The 20,347-nt window shown below is 62.8% G+C and carries 18 protein-coding genes; 10 read left to right on the top strand and 8 right to left on the bottom strand.

Going from position 1 to position 20,347, the window contains the following annotated elements; genetic code table 11:
• Position 1 precedes the first annotated feature (1 nt).
• From BLP99_RS22040 to ligD, 3 genes are read left to right on the top strand one after another with little or no spacing between them, the layout of a single operon-like run.
• Positions 2-1,003, top strand: a complete 1,002-nt coding sequence (locus tag BLP99_RS22040) for a methyltransferase (protein ID WP_072398471.1) — start codon at positions 2-4, stop codon at positions 1,001-1,003.
• On the top strand, positions 975-2,135 hold the full coding sequence (locus BLP99_RS22035; RefSeq protein ID WP_076406953.1) for a carboxylate-amine ligase: 1,161 nt from the start codon (positions 975-977) through the stop codon (positions 2,133-2,135). Before BLP99_RS22040 ends, BLP99_RS22035 begins: the two co-directional genes overlap by 29 nt.
• Positions 2,135-4,774, top strand: a complete 2,640-nt coding sequence (ligD, locus tag BLP99_RS22030) for a DNA ligase D (RefSeq protein ID WP_092181739.1) — start codon at positions 2,135-2,137, stop codon at positions 4,772-4,774. Before BLP99_RS22035 ends, ligD begins: the two co-directional genes overlap by 1 nt.
• A 3-nt stretch (positions 4,775-4,777) precedes the next feature.
• On the opposite strand, the gene BLP99_RS22025 is transcribed toward ligD, so the two are convergent.
• A complete protein-coding gene (locus BLP99_RS22025; RefSeq protein ID WP_072398474.1) occupies positions 4,778-5,389 on the bottom strand; it encodes a Yip1 family protein in 612 nt (203 codons plus the stop codon).
• 168 nt (positions 5,390-5,557) lie between these two features.
• Between BLP99_RS22025 and BLP99_RS22020 the strand changes: the two genes are divergently transcribed.
• Genes BLP99_RS22020 through BLP99_RS22010 form a run of 3 tightly spaced genes read left to right on the top strand, consistent with a single transcriptional unit; the run spans position 5,558 to position 7,050 of the window.
• A complete protein-coding gene (locus BLP99_RS22020) occupies positions 5,558-6,058 on the top strand; it encodes a CinA family protein (protein ID WP_092181736.1) in 501 nt (166 codons plus the stop codon).
• Positions 6,059-6,074: 16 nt separating this feature from the next.
• Complete coding sequence (locus tag BLP99_RS22015) at positions 6,075-6,593, top strand: hypothetical protein (RefSeq protein ID WP_072398476.1); 519 nt, start codon at positions 6,075-6,077, stop codon at positions 6,591-6,593.
• A gap of 7 nt (positions 6,594-6,600) precedes the next feature.
• Positions 6,601-7,050, top strand: a complete 450-nt coding sequence (locus BLP99_RS22010) for a DUF421 domain-containing protein (protein ID WP_072398477.1) — start codon at positions 6,601-6,603, stop codon at positions 7,048-7,050.
• Positions 7,051-7,090: 40 nt separating this feature from the next.
• Here the strand turns inward: BLP99_RS22010 and BLP99_RS22005 are convergent, their stop codons facing one another.
• Entirely contained in the window at positions 7,091-7,948 is an 858-nt protein-coding gene (locus tag BLP99_RS22005) for an SDR family oxidoreductase (protein ID WP_072398478.1), read from the bottom strand.
• A 190-nt stretch (positions 7,949-8,138) separates the two neighbouring features.
• On the opposite strand from BLP99_RS22005, the gene BLP99_RS22000 reads away from it, so the two are divergent.
• Complete coding sequence (locus BLP99_RS22000) at positions 8,139-8,543, top strand: VOC family protein (RefSeq protein WP_092181797.1); 405 nt, start codon at positions 8,139-8,141, stop codon at positions 8,541-8,543.
• Between the two features lie 91 nt (positions 8,544-8,634).
• Here BLP99_RS22000 and BLP99_RS21995 read toward each other — a convergent pair whose 3' ends face one another.
• Positions 8,635-9,783 (bottom strand): MalY/PatB family protein, encoded by a 1,149-nt coding sequence (locus BLP99_RS21995; protein WP_072398480.1) that lies wholly within the window; start codon positions 9,781-9,783, stop codon positions 8,635-8,637.
• Positions 9,784-9,871: 88 nt separating this feature from the next.
• Positions 9,872-11,518: a diguanylate cyclase domain-containing protein gene (locus tag BLP99_RS21990; RefSeq protein WP_076406956.1), complete on the bottom strand. Its 1,647-nt coding sequence runs from the start codon at positions 11,516-11,518 to the stop codon at positions 9,872-9,874.
• 302 nt (positions 11,519-11,820) lie between these two features.
• On the opposite strand from BLP99_RS21990, the gene BLP99_RS21985 reads away from it, so the two are divergent.
• Positions 11,821-12,981 (top strand): hypothetical protein, encoded by a 1,161-nt coding sequence (locus BLP99_RS21985; protein ID WP_092181733.1) that lies wholly within the window; start codon positions 11,821-11,823, stop codon positions 12,979-12,981.
• A gap of 40 nt (positions 12,982-13,021) precedes the next feature.
• On the opposite strand, the gene BLP99_RS21980 is transcribed toward BLP99_RS21985, so the two are convergent.
• Together BLP99_RS21980 and BLP99_RS21975 are read right to left on the bottom strand one after the other, a co-directional pair.
• On the bottom strand, positions 13,022-13,975 hold the full coding sequence (locus BLP99_RS21980) for a sensor domain-containing diguanylate cyclase (protein WP_072398483.1): 954 nt from the start codon (positions 13,973-13,975) through the stop codon (positions 13,022-13,024).
• Positions 13,976-13,978: 3 nt separating this feature from the next.
• A complete protein-coding gene (locus tag BLP99_RS21975) occupies positions 13,979-14,992 on the bottom strand; it encodes a response regulator (protein WP_072398484.1) in 1,014 nt (337 codons plus the stop codon).
• 261 nt (positions 14,993-15,253) lie between these two features.
• On the opposite strand from BLP99_RS21975, the gene BLP99_RS21970 reads away from it, so the two are divergent.
• Positions 15,254-16,036 (top strand): DeoR/GlpR family DNA-binding transcription regulator, encoded by a 783-nt coding sequence (locus BLP99_RS21970; protein ID WP_072398485.1) that lies wholly within the window; start codon positions 15,254-15,256, stop codon positions 16,034-16,036.
• Between the two features lie 40 nt (positions 16,037-16,076).
• Here the strand turns inward: BLP99_RS21970 and BLP99_RS21965 are convergent, their stop codons facing one another.
• Positions 16,077-17,780: an ABC transporter ATP-binding protein/permease gene (locus BLP99_RS21965; RefSeq protein ID WP_092181730.1), complete on the bottom strand. Its 1,704-nt coding sequence runs from the start codon at positions 17,778-17,780 to the stop codon at positions 16,077-16,079.
• Between the two features lie 200 nt (positions 17,781-17,980).
• On the opposite strand from BLP99_RS21965, the gene fhuF reads away from it, so the two are divergent.
• Positions 17,981-18,670, top strand: coding sequence for a siderophore-iron reductase FhuF (gene fhuF / locus BLP99_RS21960; protein ID WP_083526384.1), 690 nt, complete (start codon positions 17,981-17,983; stop codon positions 18,668-18,670).
• 24 nt (positions 18,671-18,694) lie between these two features.
• Here fhuF and BLP99_RS21955 read toward each other — a convergent pair whose 3' ends face one another.
• A complete protein-coding gene (locus BLP99_RS21955) occupies positions 18,695-20,347 on the bottom strand; it encodes a cyclic peptide export ABC transporter (RefSeq protein ID WP_072431190.1) in 1,653 nt (550 codons plus the stop codon).

Genomic DNA, 20,347 nt, shown 5'->3' with positions numbered 1-20,347 from the left:
CATGAATCAGGAAGAACGCCTGTCCGAGCCCGACCTGGCGCTACTGCAGCTTGGCCGCCGCCTGCAAGCGGACGGCTATCGTTTCATCACGCCGACGCCGTTGACCCACGAGCGGGTCAACCAGCGGCCCGGCAACGAACGCTCCAGGACGCTGCGGGATGTGTTCGGCTGGTCGCGGCCGTTTGCGCCGGGGCTGATTTCCGCCGACGAGCAGCGCCAGTTGCAGGATGCGCAGGTGCTGGAAGCGCGCGACGGTCTGCTGTACAGCCGGGTTCGCTGGTCGAGCCTGGACGGGATGCTTTTCGCCCACTCCCGGTTTCCGACCCAGGCCAACGATGCGGTGTTCTTCGGGCCAGACAGCTATCGTTTCGCCCAGTTGATCCATGCGCACCTGCAACAGAACTTCACTGCGGTGCATCGGGCGGTGGACATCGGCTGCGGCGCCGGGGTCGGCGCGATCGTGATCGCTCGGGCCCGGCGCGAGGCGCAGGTGTTGGCGCTGGACATCAATCCATTGGCCCTGCGCCTGAGCGCGGTCAATGCGGCACTGGCGGAGGTGGGTAATATCGAGATCGCCCACAGCGATCTGCTCAAGGACGTGGAGGGCGACTTCGACCTGATCGTCGCCAACCCGCCCTACATGGCCGATCCGGACGAGCGTGCCTATCGCCATGGTGGCGGGGCTCTGGGCGCCGGCCTGTCGCTGCGCATCGTCGAACAGGCCTTGCCGCGCCTGCGCCCCGGCGGTTCGCTGGTGCTCTATACCGGTGTGGCGATGGTCGACGGTCGCGATCCGTTCCTGGAGGCTCTGGGTGCGTGGCGCGACTCGGCGCAATTTGGCTGGACCTACAAGGAATTGGACCCGGATGTCTTTGGCGAGGAATTGCTGACACCGGGGTATCAGGACGTGGAAAGGATCGCCGTGGTGGCGTTGGTTGTAACCCGCATTGGCGCGGGAACCGGAGGGATCATCGATGAACAGGCGTCTGAAGTTCGGCATTGAAGAAGAATATTTCCTCACCGACCTGCAAACCCGCAGCATGCCCGGGCAACCGTCGGCGGCCGCCGTCGCGGCTTGCCGGACCGAGTTGGGCAAGCATTTCGCCCATGAGATGTTCCAGAGCCAGATCGAGATGGCGTCGCCCATCTTTCGCAGCCTGCCCGAGGCCGCCGATTTCCTGGCCCAGGTACGCGCCGGGTTGACCCAGCGCCTGGCGCCTTATGGGCTGGGGCTGCTCAGCGCCGGTTCGCACCCCATGGCGACCCAGGACCTGCAGCCCACCGATGAACTGCATTTCCAGCAATTGTTCGACGACTACCAGCGGGTGGCGCGGCGCAGCGTGCTGTCGGGCTTGCATGTGCACGTGGAGGTGCCGGCCGATCGGGACCGGGTCAAGGTGATGAACGAGGTCCTGCCCTGGCTGCCGATGTTCCTGGCCTTGAGCGCATCGTCACCGTTCTGGAATGGGGCCTACAGTGGCTTCAGCAGCTATCGTCAGGTCGCCTGCGATGAGTGGCCACGGATGGGGGTGCCGGAATATTTCGAGAACGAATCGGCTTTCGCCAGCTACGTCGACCTGCTCATGCGCACCGGCTCGATTCGTCAGGCCAGCGATTGCTGGTGGGTGATACGGCCTTCGTCCCGCTATCCGACCCTGGAGCTGCGGATCTGCGATGCCTGTCCCCGGGTCGAGGATGTGCTCTGCCTGGTCTCGCTGTTTCGCCTGATGGTGGCCCATGCCGCGGCCCAACCCAAGCCAGGTGCCCGGTACAGCCAGATGTCCCAATGGATCCTCAAGGAAAACCGCTTGCGGGCCAAGCGCCACGGCATCCTGGCGGAGTTCATCATCGAAGGCCAGGAGCAACCGGTGCTCATCGGTGAATGGTTGACCATGGCCGAACAGACCTTCGGCGACACCGCCGCTGCACTCGGGGTCCAGGACGTATTCAAGCAGGCTCGACGCATCGTCCAGGAAGGCACCAGCGCCGACCGGCAGGTGGTGCTCTACGAACAGGGGCTGTTGCTGGGGGACTCCATCGAGCAGGCCTTGGGCCGGGTCGTCGATCAACTGCTCTCGGAAACCGCCGGGCTGCCTGTTGCCAGCCCGCAATTGCCCCAGGCCGCAGGTGCATGATGGCCAGCAAGACCCTCGACGACTACAACCGCATGCGCGATTTCGCCGCCACCCCGGAGCCGGCGGCGAAGCGCTCGCGTCGAGCGAAGAAGGCGGCCCACGCCCTGCAGTTCTGTATCCAGAAGCACGACGCCACGCGCCTGCATTACGACTTCCGGCTTGAACTGGACGGTGCGCTCAAGAGCTGGGCGGTGCCCAAGGGCCCGTCCCTGGACCCCAAGGCCAAGCGCCTGGCGGTGCATGTCGAAGACCACCCGCTGGACTATGCGACGTTCGAGGGCAGCATTCCGGAAGGGCACTACGGTGCTGGCGATGTCATTGTCTGGGATCGGGGCGTATGGATTCCCCAGGGCGATCCCCACGAGGCCTACGAAAAGGGCCGACTCAAGTTCGAGTTGCAAGGCGAGAAGCTCGCCGGCCTGTGGAACCTGGTACGCACTCACATGCCCGGCAAGCAGGAGCAGTGGTTCTTGATCAAGCATCAGGACGAAGCGGCCCGCCCGCAAAGCGAATACGACGTGGTGCAGGCCGAGCCCGACAGCGTGCTCAGCGACCGTACCATCGTACCCAAGCGTCGTGGCAAGGCCGCCGCTGCCAAGGCCGTGAAACAGCCGGAAAAAGCCTCCCCGCCAAAGCCGTCGAAAAAAGCTTCCGGTACCACTCTCAGTGGCGCGGTCCCGGGGCCGATCCCGAAGACTCTCAAGCCGGAACTGGCGACGTTGGTGCAAAGCGCTCCCGACGGCGAATGGCTCTACGAGATCAAGTTCGACGGCTACCGGGTCATGGCCCGTATCGAAGACGGCGACGTTCGCCTGATCACCCGCAACGGCCATGACTGGACCCATAAATTGCCACGCCAGGCCGAGGCCCTGGCCGGGCTGGGGCTGGAGTCGGCCTGGCTCGATGGGGAAATGGTGGTGGCCAACGAGGATGGAGTACCGGACTTCCAGGCCCTGCAGAACGCCTTCGATGCGGGCAGCAGCGGCAAGATCGCCTATTACCTGTTCGACCTGCCTTATCTCAATGGCATGGACTTGCGCAAAGTGCCGGTGCAGGAGCGGCGCGCGGCGCTGGCGGCGGTGCTCGAACGCAATCGAGACCCGCTGCTGCACTTTTCCGATGCCTTCGAGGAAACGCCCGAAGCCCTGCTCAACAGCGCCTGCCAGATGCGCATGGAAGGGTTGATCGGCAAGCGAATGGGCAGCGCCTACGTGTCCCGGCGCAGCAACGACTGGATCAAGCTCAAGTGCAAGAATCGCCAGGAGTTCGTAGTGGTGGGCTTCAGCGAGCCCAAGGGTGCACGCAGTGCCTTCGGTGCGCTGCTGCTGGGGCTGCATGACGCCGACAGCGGTGAGTTGCGCTACGCCGGCAAAGTGGGCACGGGCTTTAACGAAACCACCCTCAAGAGCATCTACCAGCAGCTATTGCCCCTTGAGACGAAAAAAACCGCGGTGGTGAATCCGCCCACCGGCTACGAGGCCAAGGGCGTGCATTGGCTCGAACCCAGCTTGCTGGCCGAAGTGGCGTTCGCCGAAATGACCAAGGAAGGTTCGGTGCGACACGCGGTGTTCCATGGTTTGCGCAACGACAAACCGGCCAAGGACATCACCCAGGAGAAGGCCAGACCGGTGAAGAAATCAGCCGACACGAAGAAGGCCAAGGCTGCCGAGGCCCAGAGCGCTCCCGCTCGTGCGCCAGACAAACCCAAGGCGAAAGGCAAGGCCAAGGCGTCGGCAGCCCAGGGCATGGAGGGCAAGGTCCGCATCACCCACCCGGACCGGATCATCGACGCCACCAGCGGCACCACCAAGCTGCAGTTGGCCGAGTATTACGCCAGCGTCGCCGAATTCATCCTGCCGGAATTGGCCGAGCGTCCCGTGGCACTGGTGCGGGCGCCGGATGGCATCGCCGGCGAACTGTTTTTCCAGAAAAACGCCGAGCGCCTGGCCATTCCGGGCATCACGAGCCTGGACAAATCAGTCACCGGACACCCGGTGATGATCATCAACAACCCCGAAGCGTTGATCGGCGCGGTGCAGATGAGCACGGTGGAACTGCACACCTGGAACGCAACGACGGTGGACCTGGACAAGCCTGATCGCTTCGTCCTGGACCTTGACCCGGATCCGGCGCTGCCCTGGAAAAGCATGGTGGAGGCCACGCAGCTGACCCTGTCGGTGCTCGATGAGCTGGGCCTGAAGGCGTTTCTCAAGACCAGCGGCGGCAAAGGCATCCATGTGGTGGTGCCATTGACGCGCAAAGCGGGTTGGGACGAGGTGAAGGGCTTCAGCCACGCCATCGTCAGCCACATGGCGAAGTTGCTGCCGGACCGTTTCTCCGCGGTGTCCGGGCCGAAGAACCGGGTAGGGCGGATCTTCATCGATTACCTGCGCAACGGCCTCGGTGCCACCACCATCTGTGCCTACGCCGCCCGCACCCGGGAAGGGTTGCCGGTGTCCGTGCCGATCTATCGCGAAGAGGTGGCCGAGCTCAAGGGGGCAAACCTGTGGAACATCCACAACGTTCACGAACGCCTCGCCGAGGTGGGTCATGAACCCTGGACCGAACTCAGGAAAACCCGCCAGAGCATCACCGCCGACATGCGTCGGCGGATCGGCATGAAGAAGGCGGGCAAATGATCCTCAGCCCGCCGGGAAGCGCAGGTACTCAGGCTGCAGCACGTTGAACCAGAACAGGATCATTTCCACCAGGATGGTCACCAGGACCAGCAGCCCCACGCCCCAGACACTGGCCGAATACAGCAAGCCTTGCTCCTTCTTCAGGTTCATGAACCTGGGCAGGCCAACGAACAACAGGAAGGTCGCGTAGGCCGACGCCGCCAACAGTACAATGGCCGCCAGCCAACGGTTGGGGTAGAGGCCCATCAGACCGGCGAGAAAGTAGGGCGTGGCGGTATAGGCCGCAAACCCGATGCATTGGTTGAGCGTGGGACGGGCCTCGAAAGTACGCGACATCCAGCGGATGAACGCGCCCATGAGCACCACGCCCGCCACGATGGTCAGGTACAGCAGCACGCACAGCTGCAAGGCGCTGGCACTGTTGAGGCGTACGGTTTCGTTCTCGGCCAGGCTCCAGCCGGTCCAGGTGGTGCCGATGAACAGGCACACCGTAGGGATCAGGGCCAATAGCAGCAGGTGGCCGAGGTAATGGCTCGGATGAGCCTGTTCCTGTTCGCGGATGTCTTTCCAGGCGAACTCGGGATGGGTGAACAGCTTGACGAGGGGTGCTGACATGACGACCTCCTATCGAGACAGCCTCTGCGTGAGGCCCATGTGGTTTTGAGGTGCGGGATTTCCCTGGGGTTTCATTTATTTGCTGCTCACAGGCGGCGATGCGATCAAAGGGAATGAATGACGGCGACGGCGGTCAACCCATCAGATCTCCTGAAGGACCCATGTGCCATGACTGTCGCTCATTCACTGGTTGCTTATCTGCGTGACCACAACCTGCGCCTGACCACTGCCGAATCCTGTACCGCCGGCCAGATCGTCACGCTGCTGGCCGAGCTGCCGGGCAGCGGTTCGTTGATCGAAAGCGGCTATGTGGTCTATTCCCCCGAGGCGAAACAACGGCTGCTGGGGGTCAACCCCCGCACCATCGATACCTTCAACCTCACCAGTCGCGAAGTAGCCGAGGAAATGGCCTTGGGCGCCTTGCATGACGCCAATGCCAATGTTTCGGTCGCCACCACTGGCATCCTCGGCCCCGACGACATGGACGGGATTCCCGCCGGCACCGTATGTTTTGCCTGGGCCTTCGATATCCAGGGCCAACGGGCGCTGTTCAGTCGCCAGGAGCGTTTTTTCGGTACGCGCAGCCAGGTCCAGCTATGGGCTGCCGAGCATGCGCTCCTGCAGTTGCGACACTTCCACCAGCGCGCCTTGGCGGGAGAGCGCAGGTAGCAGGCAGGAGGCGTGCATGAACGAAAACACCGAGCCCGACGATTTCCACAATCGGGTATTTCCGGTACGTGAAGACATGGCCTACCAGCTCAAGGTCTGGCGCTTCGAGCGCGTGGGTTGGTACGTGCTGGTGCTCTTGGTGATCCTGACGCTGGCGGGGCTGTTTTCCCGGGGCCCCCTGAGCAGCCGTGAGGCACAGAGCAGCGATGGCCGGCTGAGGGTCAGCTACGAGTTGTTTCATCGCAACGGCTCCACCCATCCCATGATCCTGCAGCTCAAGGGCCAGCCGGATGCCTTGTTGGAGGTGGAGCTGGGCGGTGACTGGATGGATGGGTTCGACGTGCAGACGCTACAGCCCCAGCCTGTGCGTTCGGCAAGCGCGGGGCCAGGTATGAAACTCTGGGTCCGGGCCGATGCCCGGGGCGAGGCGAGTCTTCACCTGTCCTTGCTCAGCGAGGGACTGGGTACGTACCACAGTCGCATCGCCATGCCCGGTGGCGTGGCGGTGAGTTTCGATCAATTCATTTTTCCGTAGGTGACGTATGGATTCGGTGCTGCGGGCCGCTGTGATGTACCTGGCATTGATGGTGCTGTTCAAGATCGCCGGCCGTCGTTCCCTGGCGGACATCACCACTTTCGACTTCGTGCTGCTGATGATCATTGGCGAGGCGACCCAGCAGGCCCTGCTGGGGGATGACTTCTCGTTGACCAATGCGCTGATGGTGATCGTGACGCTTATCGCCATCGACGTGGGGCTGTCGCTGCTCAAGCAGCGTTCCAGTTGGGTGTCACGGCTGATCGATGGCGGCCCGACCGTGATCGTCGAGGATGGCCGGCTCCTGCGGGGGCGCATGCGGCATGCGCGGCTGATAGAGGAAGACATCATGGAAGCGGCGCGTTCGAGCCAGGGCATCGAGACCCTGGCGCAGATCAAGTTCGCGATCATCGAGCGCAACGGGAAAATATCGGTGATCCCCAAGGAGCCGTCCTGACGGGCGAGGGATAAGCTTCCTCGCCCGTACCGCCGCAGCTTCAGAGCATCGGTTTGCCGCCGGTAATGCCATAGCGGGACCCGGAAATATAGCTGGACTCATCCGATGCCAGCAGTACATAGATCGGCGCCACTTCCACCGGCTGGCCCGGACGGCCCAGGGGTGTCTGGGAGCCGAAATTCTGCACCTCTTGCTCGGGCATGGTCGCCACGATCAGCGGCGTCCAGATCGGCCCTGGCGCCACGCTGTTCACACGGATGCCCTTAGGGCCGAGCATCTGTGCCAGGCCACCGGTGAAGTTGGCGATGGCGCCCTTGGTCGTGGCGTAGGCCAGCAAGGTCGGCTTGGGCATGTCGGAGTTGACCGAACTGGTATTGATGATCGAGCCACCGGCCTTCATGTGCGGCACGGCTGCCTGGCAGATCCTGAACATCGCGGTGATGTTGATATCGAAGGTGCGAACCCATTCTTCATCTGGAATGTCTTCCAGGTTCTCGTGGGTCATCTGGAAGGCGGCGTTGTTGACCAGGATGTCGATATGCCCGAAGCGGGCCACGGTCTCGTCAACCGTCTTGCGACATTGCGCCTTGTCCGCGAGGTCCCCTGGCAGCAACAGGCATTGGCGGCCGGCCTGTTCGACCCAGCGGGCGGTCTCCCTGGCGTCTTCGTGTTCGTCCAGGTAGGCGATGGCCACGTCCGCGCCTTCCCGGGCGAAGGCAATCGCCACGGCGCGACCGATGCCGCTGTCGGCTCCGGTGATCAGGGCAATCTTGTTGGCCAGGCGCCCGGAGCCGGTGTAGCTCTGTTCGCCGCAGTCCGGGTACGGATCCATCTTGCGCTGTGTACCGGGTACCGGTTGGCTCTGTTTCGGAAAAGGTGGGAAAGGGTAGTCGGCCATTGTCGTTCTCCAAGGCAGGTTGAAGTTGCGTTGCAGGGTGGACTGCCTGCCTTCGGCCAGAGTTCGGTCGGATCATCGCGTCGGTCGATGAGCGTGGCGCGGGACGTTTCGGCGACCGCTCATCAACGGCAATGAACGCCTTGGAACAGGCGTCATCCAACGGCCATGCGCATCCAACCGGGAGATGGAAGTGTTCAGCCACATACAGATCGGCGCGCGCGACCTGCCGAAAATGATCGCGTTCTACGATGCAGTCCTTGGCTGCCTGGGGTTGGTGCGCATGGAAAGCGAGGACGATTCGGGCCCGCCGGGAGAAGGCTGGCATCAACCCGGAAAACGCTGGCCCCAGGTGTTCGTGCAGTTGCCGTTCAATGGCCTGCCCGCGACCTGGGGCAACGGCATGCAAGTCAGCTTCGCCGCCGACTCACCGCAGACCGTGCGCGCCGCCTGGGAACTGGCCATCGCCATGGGTGGGCACGACGAAGGCCCACCGGGGCTGCGTCCGCAGTATTCGCAAGGATATTTCGGCGCGTATTGCCGGGACCCGGAAGGTAACAAGCTGTGCTTCGTGCACACCCCGGACATGCGCGAATAGTCGGCATCGGTGCGACGGGGCCCGCGCGGGGCCAGGGCTGGGCAGCAGCCCTGGCCATTCGGCCTATTCCAGCACGACGGCCCTCTAACGATCAGCCCCTGGCTTTCAGGCTGCGCTCCATCCGGGCGATACCTTCTTCCAGCAGTGCCCGCGGACAGCCGAAGTTCAGGCGCACGAATTGCCCGGCATCGTCGCCGAAATCCAGCCCGGCGCTGAGGCCTACCCTGGCCTCGTCGAGGAAGAACGCGTGGGGATTGTCCAATCCCAGCGCCGAACAATCCAGCCAGGCCAGGTAAGTGCCTTGGGGAACGGTCATGGTGATACCGGGCAGCCGGGTATTGACCGCATCCACCAGGTAATCGCGGTTGGCCTGCAGGTACGCCTTGAGGGCTTCGAGCCAGGGGCCCGCTTCGCTGTAGGCGGCGCGTGTGGCCTCCAGACCCATGGCGTTGACGCTGTCCACCATGCCTGCCCGGGCATTGTTGACCCGTTCGCGGACCTTGGCGTCCTGGATAATGGCGAACGAGGTTTTCAAGCCGGCGATGTTGAAGGCCTTGCTGGCCGACATCAGGGTGATGGTGCGCTCGGCGATAGCCGGGCTCAGGGAGGCGGTGGGAATGTGCACGCGGCCGTCGAAACACAGTTCGGCATGGATCTCGTCGGAGATGATCCAGGCGTTCTGCTCCAGGCAGGTGCGCGCCACGGCTTCGAGTTCTTCCCGGGCGAACACCTTGCCCAACGGGTTGTGGGGATTGCTCAGCAACAGTGCGCCGCCACCTTGCAGGGCATCGCGCAGTGCCGCCAGGGGCGTATGGAATTGGCCGTCGAGCGGCTCGAACGGCAGCTCCACCTTGTTCAGGTTCCAGTGGCCCGGGGCATTGCGCAGCGGCGGATAGTTGGGCACCTGCACCACCACGTTCTGGTCCGCCTCCACCAGGGCGTGCAGGGCCATGTTGAAGCCCGGCTCGACCCCCGGCAGGAACACGATCTGCTGGGGCTCCACGCGCCAGGCATATTTATTCCACAGATCCGTCACGATGGCCGCCCGCAGGTTGTCCTGGGCCACGCTGTAACCCAGCATCGGATGTTCCAGGCGTTTGCGCAGTGCATCGATGACCACCGGCGGGGCGGGGAAGTCCATATCGGCCACCCACATCGGCAGCACGTCGGCCGGATAGCGACTCCACTTGGTACTGCCGGTGCCGTGGCGGTCGAATACTGTGTCGAAATCGAAAGTCATGATCGTTCCATCGGGTCGCAAAGGAAATGGCGCACATGATAAAGCAATCGGCCGGGCACTTCGCGTCCGCGTCACGTGTGCGCTACGTTCAGGCCTCGGCTTTTGTCGTCGGCGCGAGCATAGTTCCATGGAACTTCGCCTGCGACTTGCCCGCCCGCTTGGCCTGGTAGAGGGCCTCGTCGGCCTGGGCCAAGGCCTCGGTGAACGCGCCGGTGGTCCACAATGCTCCGCCAATGCTGCAACCGATGCCGATGGCTTCCCCGTCCAGGACCACCGGTTCGGCCAGCTTCGCGATGATCCGTTCGGCGGCGCCTTGCATGCTGGCCAAGGGGTCTGCCGTGCGCACGCGCAGCAGGAGCACGAACTCATCCCCGCCATGGCGGACGGCGATATCGCCTTCGCGTACGGCCGTCATGAGCCGGATGCCGACTTCCCGCAACAGCGCATCGCCAACGGCATGGCCGAAGCGGTCATTGACCGGCTTGAATCCGTCCAGGTCCACGCACAGGACGCCGAAGTCAGGCGATGCCCCAGCCTCGCTGCGTACAGCCTGGACGTACTTGTCGAGGGCCGCCCGGTTCGGCAGCCCGGTAACCACGTCGCGATAGGCAATGCCTTCGACGACGGCCAATTGGCCTCTTTTGCGCGTCAGGCTGTCGACCAGGTGACGGATCGCCGCGCTGAGGGTTTCGACTTCCCGGCTGCCCTTGAGCAATGGGATGCTCACATCGGCACCTTCGGACAGGCGAGCGGCGGCATCGGCGATTGCGTTCACCGGCCCCGTGACGATGCCGGCCACCACCCAGCCGATCACGGCGAACAGCAAGGACAGGATCACCCCCCATATGAAGATTTCCTTGCGCACTTCATGGGCTTGGGCAAAGGCGACCTCGGCGGGCTGCCGAGTCACCACCGTCCAGCCCAGGCCCGCGTATTCGTCGACTCCGACGCTCTGGGCAGAGCCTGCCACGTACAGGTTGCCGTCCGGCCAGCGTTCCACCGACCAGCTGGACTTGGCGTCATCGAGTTTCAGGCCGATGGGCTTGCCGATCATGTCCCGAGGGCCCAGCAACACCGTGCCGTCCTTGCTCAGGACCAGGAACTCCAGGCCAGGGAGGCGCTTCTGCAGCGGCACAAAGAGCGAGCGCCCCACCTCGGCGGCCCACTCCCAGGAGAGATGCGTCGCGAGCACGCCCATGAAATGCCCGCTTTCGTCCCGGACCGGCATGCTGATATCGACAAACTTCATGGCTTCGCCGGAAGGGTTGGGAAGCAGCTTCGCCAGCATCACGGCTTCATGCACGTCGCCGACGAAGGTACTGTCCCGTCCATTGGTGAAGACCGGCCGATGGGAGATGTCGACGCCTTCGAGCAGGCTGTCGGTGGATGCCACGACCGTGCCTCGGGCATCGGTCAGCCCGATCCAGGAATAACTGGGAAACTGGTCGCTCAGGTGATTGAGCAGCGCCTGCGCTTGGGCGCGGTCTGCGGAGTCGCGCAACGCCTCCAGCTTGCTCAGGACGGTGAGGGCCTTCGAACGGCTATTCATATCGCGATCGAGGCGATCGATCATGGAATAGGCGTATTCGCTCAGCTGGAGACCGGTCTGTTCCTTGAGCCGGGATACGGATGAGTCGCCAATGACGGTGCCGAATATGCCGCTGAGCACCAGCACGACCAGGGCGACGACGACGGCGAATCGCGCGCGCAAGCTACGAAATGACAGGAAAGACATGTTATGCCCGTAGGGAAGGAGACGAGGGGCCTGCATTCCCTGGCCATTTTTTTGCCTATGGTCGCAGAATTCATGGATTTGAAACACTGCTTGTTTCAACAAGCGGCCTGCGGGGCGACAGAGTCTGGTCGGGCGATGCGCCGTGAGCGAACGAGTCTGTAATGCCGGAGAGTCGCGGGTGACGGGGTGGCGCGGCGTCACCCAGGCTTGAGGGTTGATTGCCTCGATCCTCGGGCCTCCATTTGTTCGCAACCGTGCTAATTTCTAGCAAGTCGACGCACACATTTTTCAAGGATGACACGATGTCCAAAGGATCTGTTTATCTGGCTGGCTGGGTCATGGCGGTCTGCTCAGGCTTTTCCACCGCACCGTTGGCCGACAAGGAGGCCCGTGTCTACACCGGTACGCTGGGGGGCATGCCGATCGTACTGGAGCTCGATTCCAGTTCGGGCGAGGGCCGCTATTTCTATCGCAAGTACCGCAAGGACCTGATGCTCAGCGGCAAGAAGCAAGGCCAGACGCTGGTGCTGGACGAAGGCCAACGTCGGCATGACAGCGATGCGCCGGGGCCGCAGCTTCATCTGGTGACCACGGCCGACGGTCTTGACGGCGAATGGCGCAGTGGCAAAGGCAAGGTCCTGAAGATTGAGCTCGAGCCGGCCAGGCTGGCCGATGTGCCGGGCGGAACGTTGCCCTATATCGCCCGGCTCCACGACAGCGCGCCCTACGAATACCTGCGTCTTCAGGGCATGACGCTCAAGCCGGGCAAGACCGGGACGTTCAATGGCTACTCGTTGCAATGGTGGATCGAGCCGCAGACGAAGTTGACCCTGTTCGAAGTGGTGTCGGGCTACAGCGTCGAAGAGCGGCAGCGGATCAACCAGCAATTGTTGGGGCGCCTGTGGCAGGAAGTGGTGGGGTACTACGGGTGCCTGGCCGGTGGTGAGGCAAGCTCCTACGATCAGACGATCAAGCCGCTGCTGATGACGCCCTCGGTCATCAGCGTGAACATCGGCACCGCGTACAGTTGTGGCGGTCCCTATCCGGATCACAACAACGTTGCGCTCAATCTCGATGCGAAGACCGGCCGGCCCCTGGTGCTCGAGGACGTGCTCTGGGTCGGCGAAGGCAAGCCGTTGCACTACGACGAACTCGACAGTCAGAGCGACGCATCCGCCGACGGATTCGCGGCCTTCTCCGCCTACCGTTCCAACGAGTTCGCGCCCTGGCTGGTGGCGCAGTTCCTCAAGCTTTATCCGAACCCGATGAGCAGCGACGAAGAGTGCGCGTACAGCGAGGAGGACCCGTGGCGCTTCCCATCCTGGTACTTCACCGACAAAGGCCTGATGATCGAGCCTTCCTTCCCCCATGTCGCCGCGGCGTGTGGTGGAGTCGAGTGGAGCGTCCTGCCCTATAGCCTGGTCAGCAAGCATCCGGGTGCAGTAGCGCTGAAGTTGCCCTGAAGGGCGGTGGACACCCTGATCCGGGGTGTCCCAACATGCATCACTCGTACACTGTCACCCGGTTGCGCCCGGTCTTCTTGGAGGTATACAAGGCCTGGTCGGCCCGGGCGATCAGGTCGGCGTGGCTGTTCAGCGGCTGGTTGAGCTCGGCCACCCCGAGGCTGATGGTGAAACGGATGACCTGCTCACCGTAAGGCACGTCCATTTCCTCGACGGCCTTGCGCAGGCGTTCGGCGAACATCCCGGCGCCGACCTTGTCGGTGTCCGAGAGCACCACGCCGAATTCTTCACCACCATAGCGCCCGGCAATGTCCGAATCACGCACGTGCTCGCGAACCATCGCGGCGATCTGTTCGATCACCTTGTCGCCCGCCGGGTGCCCGTAGGTGTCGTTGATCCGCTTGAAATGATCGATGTCGAACATCACCAGGCTGGAAGTGTTGCCATAGCGCTGGTAGCGGGCAAAGGCGGCTTTCAGGCTTTCTTCCCAGTGGCCGCGGTTGTACAGCCCGGTCAGCCGGTCGGTGCTGGAGAGCTTCTGCAGTTGCGCGTTGGCGGCCTGGAGCTGATGACGGTTGGTGGCGACGTCCGTGACATCGTAGATCACCAGGCAGATGTGGTTGATCTTGCTGTCGGGCGAGCGCAGGGGCAGCAACGTGGTGTTCTGGAACATGTACTCTTCCTGGCCGGTGATCGGCTGGTAGCTCTTGAACCGTACCAGGTATGGACGTTGCTCCCAGACCGTGAACGCTGGCGTGCCCAGGGCGGCGACGCTTTCGACCTTGCGACTGAACCATTGACGGTCGACTTCAGGAAACAGGCTGAAGAAATGCTGGTTGTGGGCGTCCTTGGGTTGTATCCCGGAACGGTTCTCCATGAAGGTGTTCCACACTTGCACCCGGTAGTCGCGGTCGAGCACCACCACGCCGACATCGATGCTCTGGACAATCGCCAGCAACCAGTGGAATTCGTTCAGATCGACAGGATTGTTCATGGCTCAGCTCATCAAGTAGGCGAGTTTGTGGGTCAGCCGCTCGATGGAGTCTTCCGTGAACAGCAACAGCAGGTCGAAGCGAATGTCGTGGCCTTCCAGGCCGTAGCTGATTTCCACCGCCAGGGTCTTTTTCCAGTGGGTGCGGTTGACCCGGATGAGCTCCTCGATGGCGGCGTGCTGACCGAGCACTTGTGGGTGGCCTTGGGAAAACACCACATCGATCTGCTCGGCGATGCTGCTCAGGCATGCACCGATCAGCACGCTGGAAAGGTCCAGGAGCATTTCCAGGTCCGAGTAGTCGGCGCTCTGGCGCTGCATCAACTGGGCGATATCGGCGATTTCCGAATCGTGGAATATCAGCAATGCTTCGCCGGCGATGCCACTGCCGATGAACCCCTGGCAGATGGCGGTCAGTTGCTGGGAGCTGCCGGCGTCGGCCAGCGCCATGTGCAGCTCGCCCACTTCCAGGATATTCACGTTCGGCACCGGCAACTGCACGAAGACCCCCAGCACCCTGGCGATCAGCGCGGCGGCGCGACCAATGGCCACGTTGACCGTTTCGCGAAAGGCATCGTGAAAATTGATGGCGGTATTGGCGGCCGAACGATTCTGCGACGACACCAGGCCGGGGCCGTTCAGCAGGCCCAGGCGACTGAGGGTCTGGCGCAGCTCGTTTTCGTCGAAGGGTTTTTTCAGAAAGGCAAGGGCGCCCAGTTCATGTACGCGGCGCACCGCTTCTTCCTGGATGTCGCCGGAAATCACGATGACCTGGGCCTTCAGTCCCTCGGCGCGCAAGGCGCTCAGTACTTGATAACCGTCCATTTCCGGCATGGTCAGGTCAAGCAATACCACCTGGCCCAGCCCCTGGCGTATGGCGTCCATCGCCTGGCGTCCATGGCTGGCCTCGGTGATGGAGACGGGCCAGTCCGCCGGTAATGCCCGTAGAACCTGCTTACGGGCCATATTGGAGTCGTCGCATACCACTAGGGGAATCACTGACACAGACAAGGCTCTCATCGGGGAAAGTACTAGGGCATGATGCCATAGGCCCTTTAAACCACCTAATAAGAAGGGTTATTACCTGCAAATTGTTTCGGTGGTCTTCTGTTTTGAAGCACCGGCCGCCGCGGAAGTTCGATTTGAAGGCCCGGCGCACCCAGGTGCCGAGAGCTAACGAGACGCCGCACATGCGCTTTGACGGCGAGACCAATAACCGGCATATTGCTCGCTTGTGCTTGTTTATGCTTGTTTATGCTTGTTTATGCGGGTTGTTGATCCATGAATACATCATCAGAAGCTTTTCCCGGCGAACGCCAACAGTTGATCAGAGACCGCCTGGCCCTGTATGGCCGGGTGATCGCGGCCGATCTGGCCAGCGAGTTCAAGGTGTCCGAGCATTCCATACGGCGAGACCTGAGCGCATTGGCCGCGGCGGGGTTCTGCAAGCGTGTCTACGGCGGCGCCATCCTGTTGCCTGTCGCCGAAGGGCCGATGGATGTGCGGGTACGCCAGGATACGGCGCGCAAGGGGCGACTTGCCCAGGCGGCGGCTTCGTTACTGAGTGAAGGGCAGCACGTGTTCATGGATGCGGGTTCGACCAACCTGGCCATCGCCCGTGCCATCGACCCCAGGCTGCCATTGACCGTGGGCACCAATTCACCGCTGATCGCGGTGCAGTTGATGAAGCTGCCCTGCGCCAAGGTCATTTTGCTGGGCGGCCAACTGGATCCCGTCACGGGTGGGGTGATCGGCTTGACGGCTGTACGGCAGTTGCAGCAGTTCAGTTTCGACCTGTGTTTCCTCGGCGCCTGCGCCATCGATGCGGACAACGGCATCACCGCGTTCGGCCTGGATGACGCGGAATTCAAGCGTGCGGTGGTGGCCGCGAGCGGCCAGGTGGTGGTGGCGGTGACCAACCAGAAACTGTCCAGCATCGCTCACTATCAGGTGGCGTCCTGCGAGGAGGTCTCGGCCCTGGTGGTGGAGCACGATGCGCCACGTGAACGGTTGGAGCCGTTCCTGAGCAGGATTTCCAATGTCCTGACCGGGGCCCGCGAATGATGCCGGGAGATGGCAGCTTCCGCGCTCGACGACTGCTGGCTCAGACGGCCTGCTTGACCTTTCGGCAGGCCCACTGCGCTTCGCTCTGCAGCTCCAGCACTTGCCAATGGAAGCGTTCCAGGGAGGCATTGTGGCCGACGCTGATCATGATGGTTTCCGGCAGTGCCTGCCTGAGCATCTGGTAGCAGCGCGCTTCGTTCTCCGCGTCCAGCGCTGAACTGCTTTCATCCAGGAACAGAACCGCCGGGCGAGCCATCAGCGCCCGCACGAAGGCGCAGCGTTGCTGCTCGCCGATGCTCAGGGTCTGCGCCCAGTCCCGATCCTCATCCAGTTGCTCGCCCAGGTGCTGCAGGCCGACTTGCTCCATGGCCAGGCGCAGGTTGACCTCTTCTTCCGGGCGGGGCGGGTTGGGATACCACAGCGCCTCGCGCAGGCTGCCCAGGGGCAGGTAGGGTTTCTGCGAAAGGGTCAGGGCCCGTTCGCGATCATAGGAACTCGAGCCGCAGGCGTGATGCCAGAGCCCGGTGACGGTGCGAATCAACGTCGACTTGCCGTAGCCCGACGGGGCGCTGATCAGCAGGCTGTCGCCAGGTTCCAGGGAGAGGTTGAAGCCCTTGAGCAAGCGTCGGCCGTTCGGCAGCCAGACGTCCAGGTCCTTGATGTGGAGCCCCTTGGCTTGGCGTCCGAGGGTGACCTTGGACTTGACCTGGACGTTGTCCAGGCGCTCCTGGAAGCCCACCAGCCGGTCGATCACCGATTTCCATTCCGACAGCTCCGGGAAGACCCCCACCAGGTAGGCAATGGCCGCGTGGACTTCGCCGAAAGCCGCGCTGATCTGGGTCAGGCGGCCCAGGGGAAAGGCGCCGGAGAAGAACTGCGGCGCCATGATGAACATCGGGATGACCGTGGCGCTGCGCAGATAGAAGGTCGAATAGCCCATGATCAGCTTCTGTTTTTTCACCAGCGCCCAGAAGTTCTCCAGTGCCGCTTCCAGGCGTTGGTTGAAGCGCTGGTTTTCCACGGCTTCGCCCCGATACTGCGCGACCGAGTCGGCGTTTTCCCGCAGGCGGATGAGGGAGAAGCGGAAATCCGCCTCGCGGCGCTGTTGCATGAAATTGAGGCCGGGCAACGCGCGTCCCAACCAGAATGCCAGGCCGGTGCCCAGCAGCGCGTAGACCAGGGCGATCCACACCAGCAGGCCCGGGACCACCACGGCATCGCCGGCGAAGGGGATGCTGACCAGGCTGGAGGCTTGCCAGAGGATGTGCAGGAAGGAGAACAGCGACACCACCGAAGTCAGCAGGCCCAGGCTCAATTTCAGCGATTTGACGATGAACAGGTCGATGTCTTCGGCGATCCGCTGGTCCGGGTTGTCCACCTCGGTCTCGGTGAGTTTCAGCTTCTGATACCGTTGGGCGCCCAACCATTGATCGAGCATGTTGCGCGTGGCCCAGCGACGCCAGCGCAGGGTCAGTTTCTGCTGGAAGTGAAAGGCGCCGACGGTGAAGGCGGCGGTGCCGACCTGCAACAGGATGAATTGCACGCTGCCGACCAGAAAGCCAGGGTAGTCCAGGGCTTGCAAGGCGTTATAGAAATGCAGGTTCCAGAAATTGGTGAGGATGTTGACGCCCACCAGGCACAAGGTCATCAGCACGGTGGCCGCCAGCAACAGCAGGGCCGGATACTTCTCTTCGGATGCCCAGAAAGGCCGCGCTAGACGCCAGAAATTGCGGAGTGTGTGCATGTGGTTTTCGGTGAGCCCGGTCGCTGACGACGTTGAGTTTGCAAAGGAGGGAGGATAGGATCGGCCAATGCTAATCGTTTGCATTAATTTGGGAAAGCCACGGGAGCCCCGTCATCGAATTTCCAGAATGGCTTGAACAAGCGTGGCCGCCGATTAAACGGGTGGTCCGGCCGCTATCCGGCGAGCAATCGTCCGTCGCCCTGAGCCGGCTCGCCGACCCAGCCGTGCTGAATCCGTTGCTGGCCAGCTTCGCCTTGCAATACCCGGGGGTGAATCGTGCCGCCGTGGTTTCGCAGTGGTCGATGAACTACATGAGCATCGTACTGCCCGCCACGTTCGCCTGCGTGCTGACACGCCATGGCCGGATCGACTTCTGGGGCGAAGAGGCGGTGCTGTTCCATGAACAGGGCCAACCCCAGTCCCTCGGCTTGCCCGGCTCGCTACCGGCGCTGTCCGCCGGCGAGCGTGCCGAGTATTGGTCGCAGTTGATTCATCGGCACATGGCGCCGCTGTTCGCCACCTTGGCCGCTGCCGGTGGCCTGGCGCCGAAGATAATGTGGGGCAACCTGGTCGCCATCTGGGACGGTGCCTTCGCCAGGATGGACCCCGACCTGTGCCGGGACGGTTTCGCCGAGGCACACCGCTGGCTGGAACAGGCCGTGGTGAACGATGGACGGTTGAAACTGCGGGGTCTGCAACGCATGGTGGAATCCCCCGCGCCGCAGATCTGCCCATGCTTGCCGTTGCGTCGGCATTGCTGCCTGCATTACCAACTGCACGAACCCGTCGAAGGGCAGACACCGGTGCTCTGCGAGTCCTGTCCCAAGCTGCATCGCCTGCCTCTGGCCGAGCAGGTGAGTTACCTGCACTCCATCTACGAGGACGCCTGAGGGGCGTCGCCGCTTCGTTGTTGCCTATGAATACGCCTTGGCCAGCGCCGTCGGGCCCTCTTCGCAACGGGGCTCGATTTCGCTGAGTTTGCCGTGCTCGATGCGAATCAGACGGTCGGCCAGGCCGAAATAGGCATCGTCGTGGGAAATGACGATCAGCAGTTTGCCGCGTTCGCGAAGGTCCGGCAGGATCCGGGTGTAGAAGAAGTGCTTGAACACCGGATCCTGGTCGGCCGCCCACTCGTCGAAGAGGTAGCAAGGGCGGTCGTCCAGGTAGGCACTGAGCAGGGCCAGCCGCTTGCGTTGTCCGGTCGAGAGCGCCAGGGTGGTCAGCCGGCCTTCCTCGATCTGCACTTTATGGTCCAGCTGCAGTTGCACCAGATAGTCCTGGGCCTGCTGCATCAGGTGTGGATCGTCGCCGTCGAAGAGGTTTTCGAACAGGCAGAAGTCGGTGAAGATCGCCGAGAAGTGCTGCCGGTAGTGGTGGTTGTCGTTGCTCGACGACACCTGTTCGTCGAGTATGATGTCGCCGCTTTCCGGACGGTACAAACCTGTGAGCAACAACGCCAGGGTGGTCTTGCCGCTGCCGTTGCCGCCCGTGATGAACACCACCTCGCCGGCATTGAGGGTCAGGTCGATGGGGCCCAGGGTGAAATGCCCATCCTCACGTTCACGGTAGTAGGTGTGGGCAACCTGTCGGCAGACCAGGTGGCGGACCTGGGTCGGCGGGATCGTCTCGATGATTTCGCCACCGGCTTGCATCTCGCTCTCCAGGGCCCGGATCTTGTTCAGGGCGACGCTGGCTCGGCCCAGGGTGGGCAAGGCATGCATCAGTTCCGACAGCGGGGTGATCATGTAGAGGATGGCCAGGATGTAGCCGGTCACCAGGCTGGCGCTGAGTTCGATGATATGGGGCGCGGCGAACAGCACCACACCGATCAGCATGTAGAACACCGCATTGCCCCAGTTCATGACCAAGGCATAGATGCTCATGCCACGGACGAAGTCCCGGCGGTATTGCAGGCTCACCGGTAGCAACAGGCGTGAGAAGAAATGCTGCCGGCGCGGATGGTTGAGCTGCAGTTCCTTGCTGCCTTCGGTCAGCAGGCGGTACTGGTCGAACAACTGATCCTTGAGTTCCCGGGCTCGGGAGATCGACGTCAGGGCCCGCCGTTGCGGCCAGTTGAAACTGAGGCTGCCCAGGATGATCAGCGCCAGCGTCAGCCCCAGCAGGGGCAGGCTGAGCCAGCCCAGGTAACCCAGGCAGGCCGCAATGATCCCGGCGTTGACCAGCAGGATCGGGACCAGTTCCACCGCCTGGCTGATGGTTTGCGTATCGTCGGTCAGCATCGCCAGCAGGCGATGCTTGCCCAGGCGTTGCAATTGCGCATAAGGCGTATCGATCAACTTGGCGCTCAGGTGCAGCCGCATATCGTGCACCGCCCCCTGTCCCAGGCGCAGGAGGCTGACATCGGAAATTACCCGCGAGACCGCTACCAGCACCACCAGGGCGGCGAAATACAGGCCGTCCACGGGGCGCAACCGATCGAACACTTCCAGGCTGTGATTGATGTTGGCGATCAGGCCCGCCGCAGCCAGCCCGCAGACCAGGCCCGTCAGGGTCGCGATCGACAAGGCGCGCCAGGAACGTTTGGCCATGAGTAACAACAAATCCAT

The sequence above is a fragment of the Pseudomonas sp. NFACC32-1 genome (genome assembly GCF_900101215.1).
GTDB lineage: Bacteria > Pseudomonadota > Gammaproteobacteria > Pseudomonadales > Pseudomonadaceae > Aquipseudomonas.
This window is presented reverse-complemented; position numbering and strand designations above follow the sequence as displayed.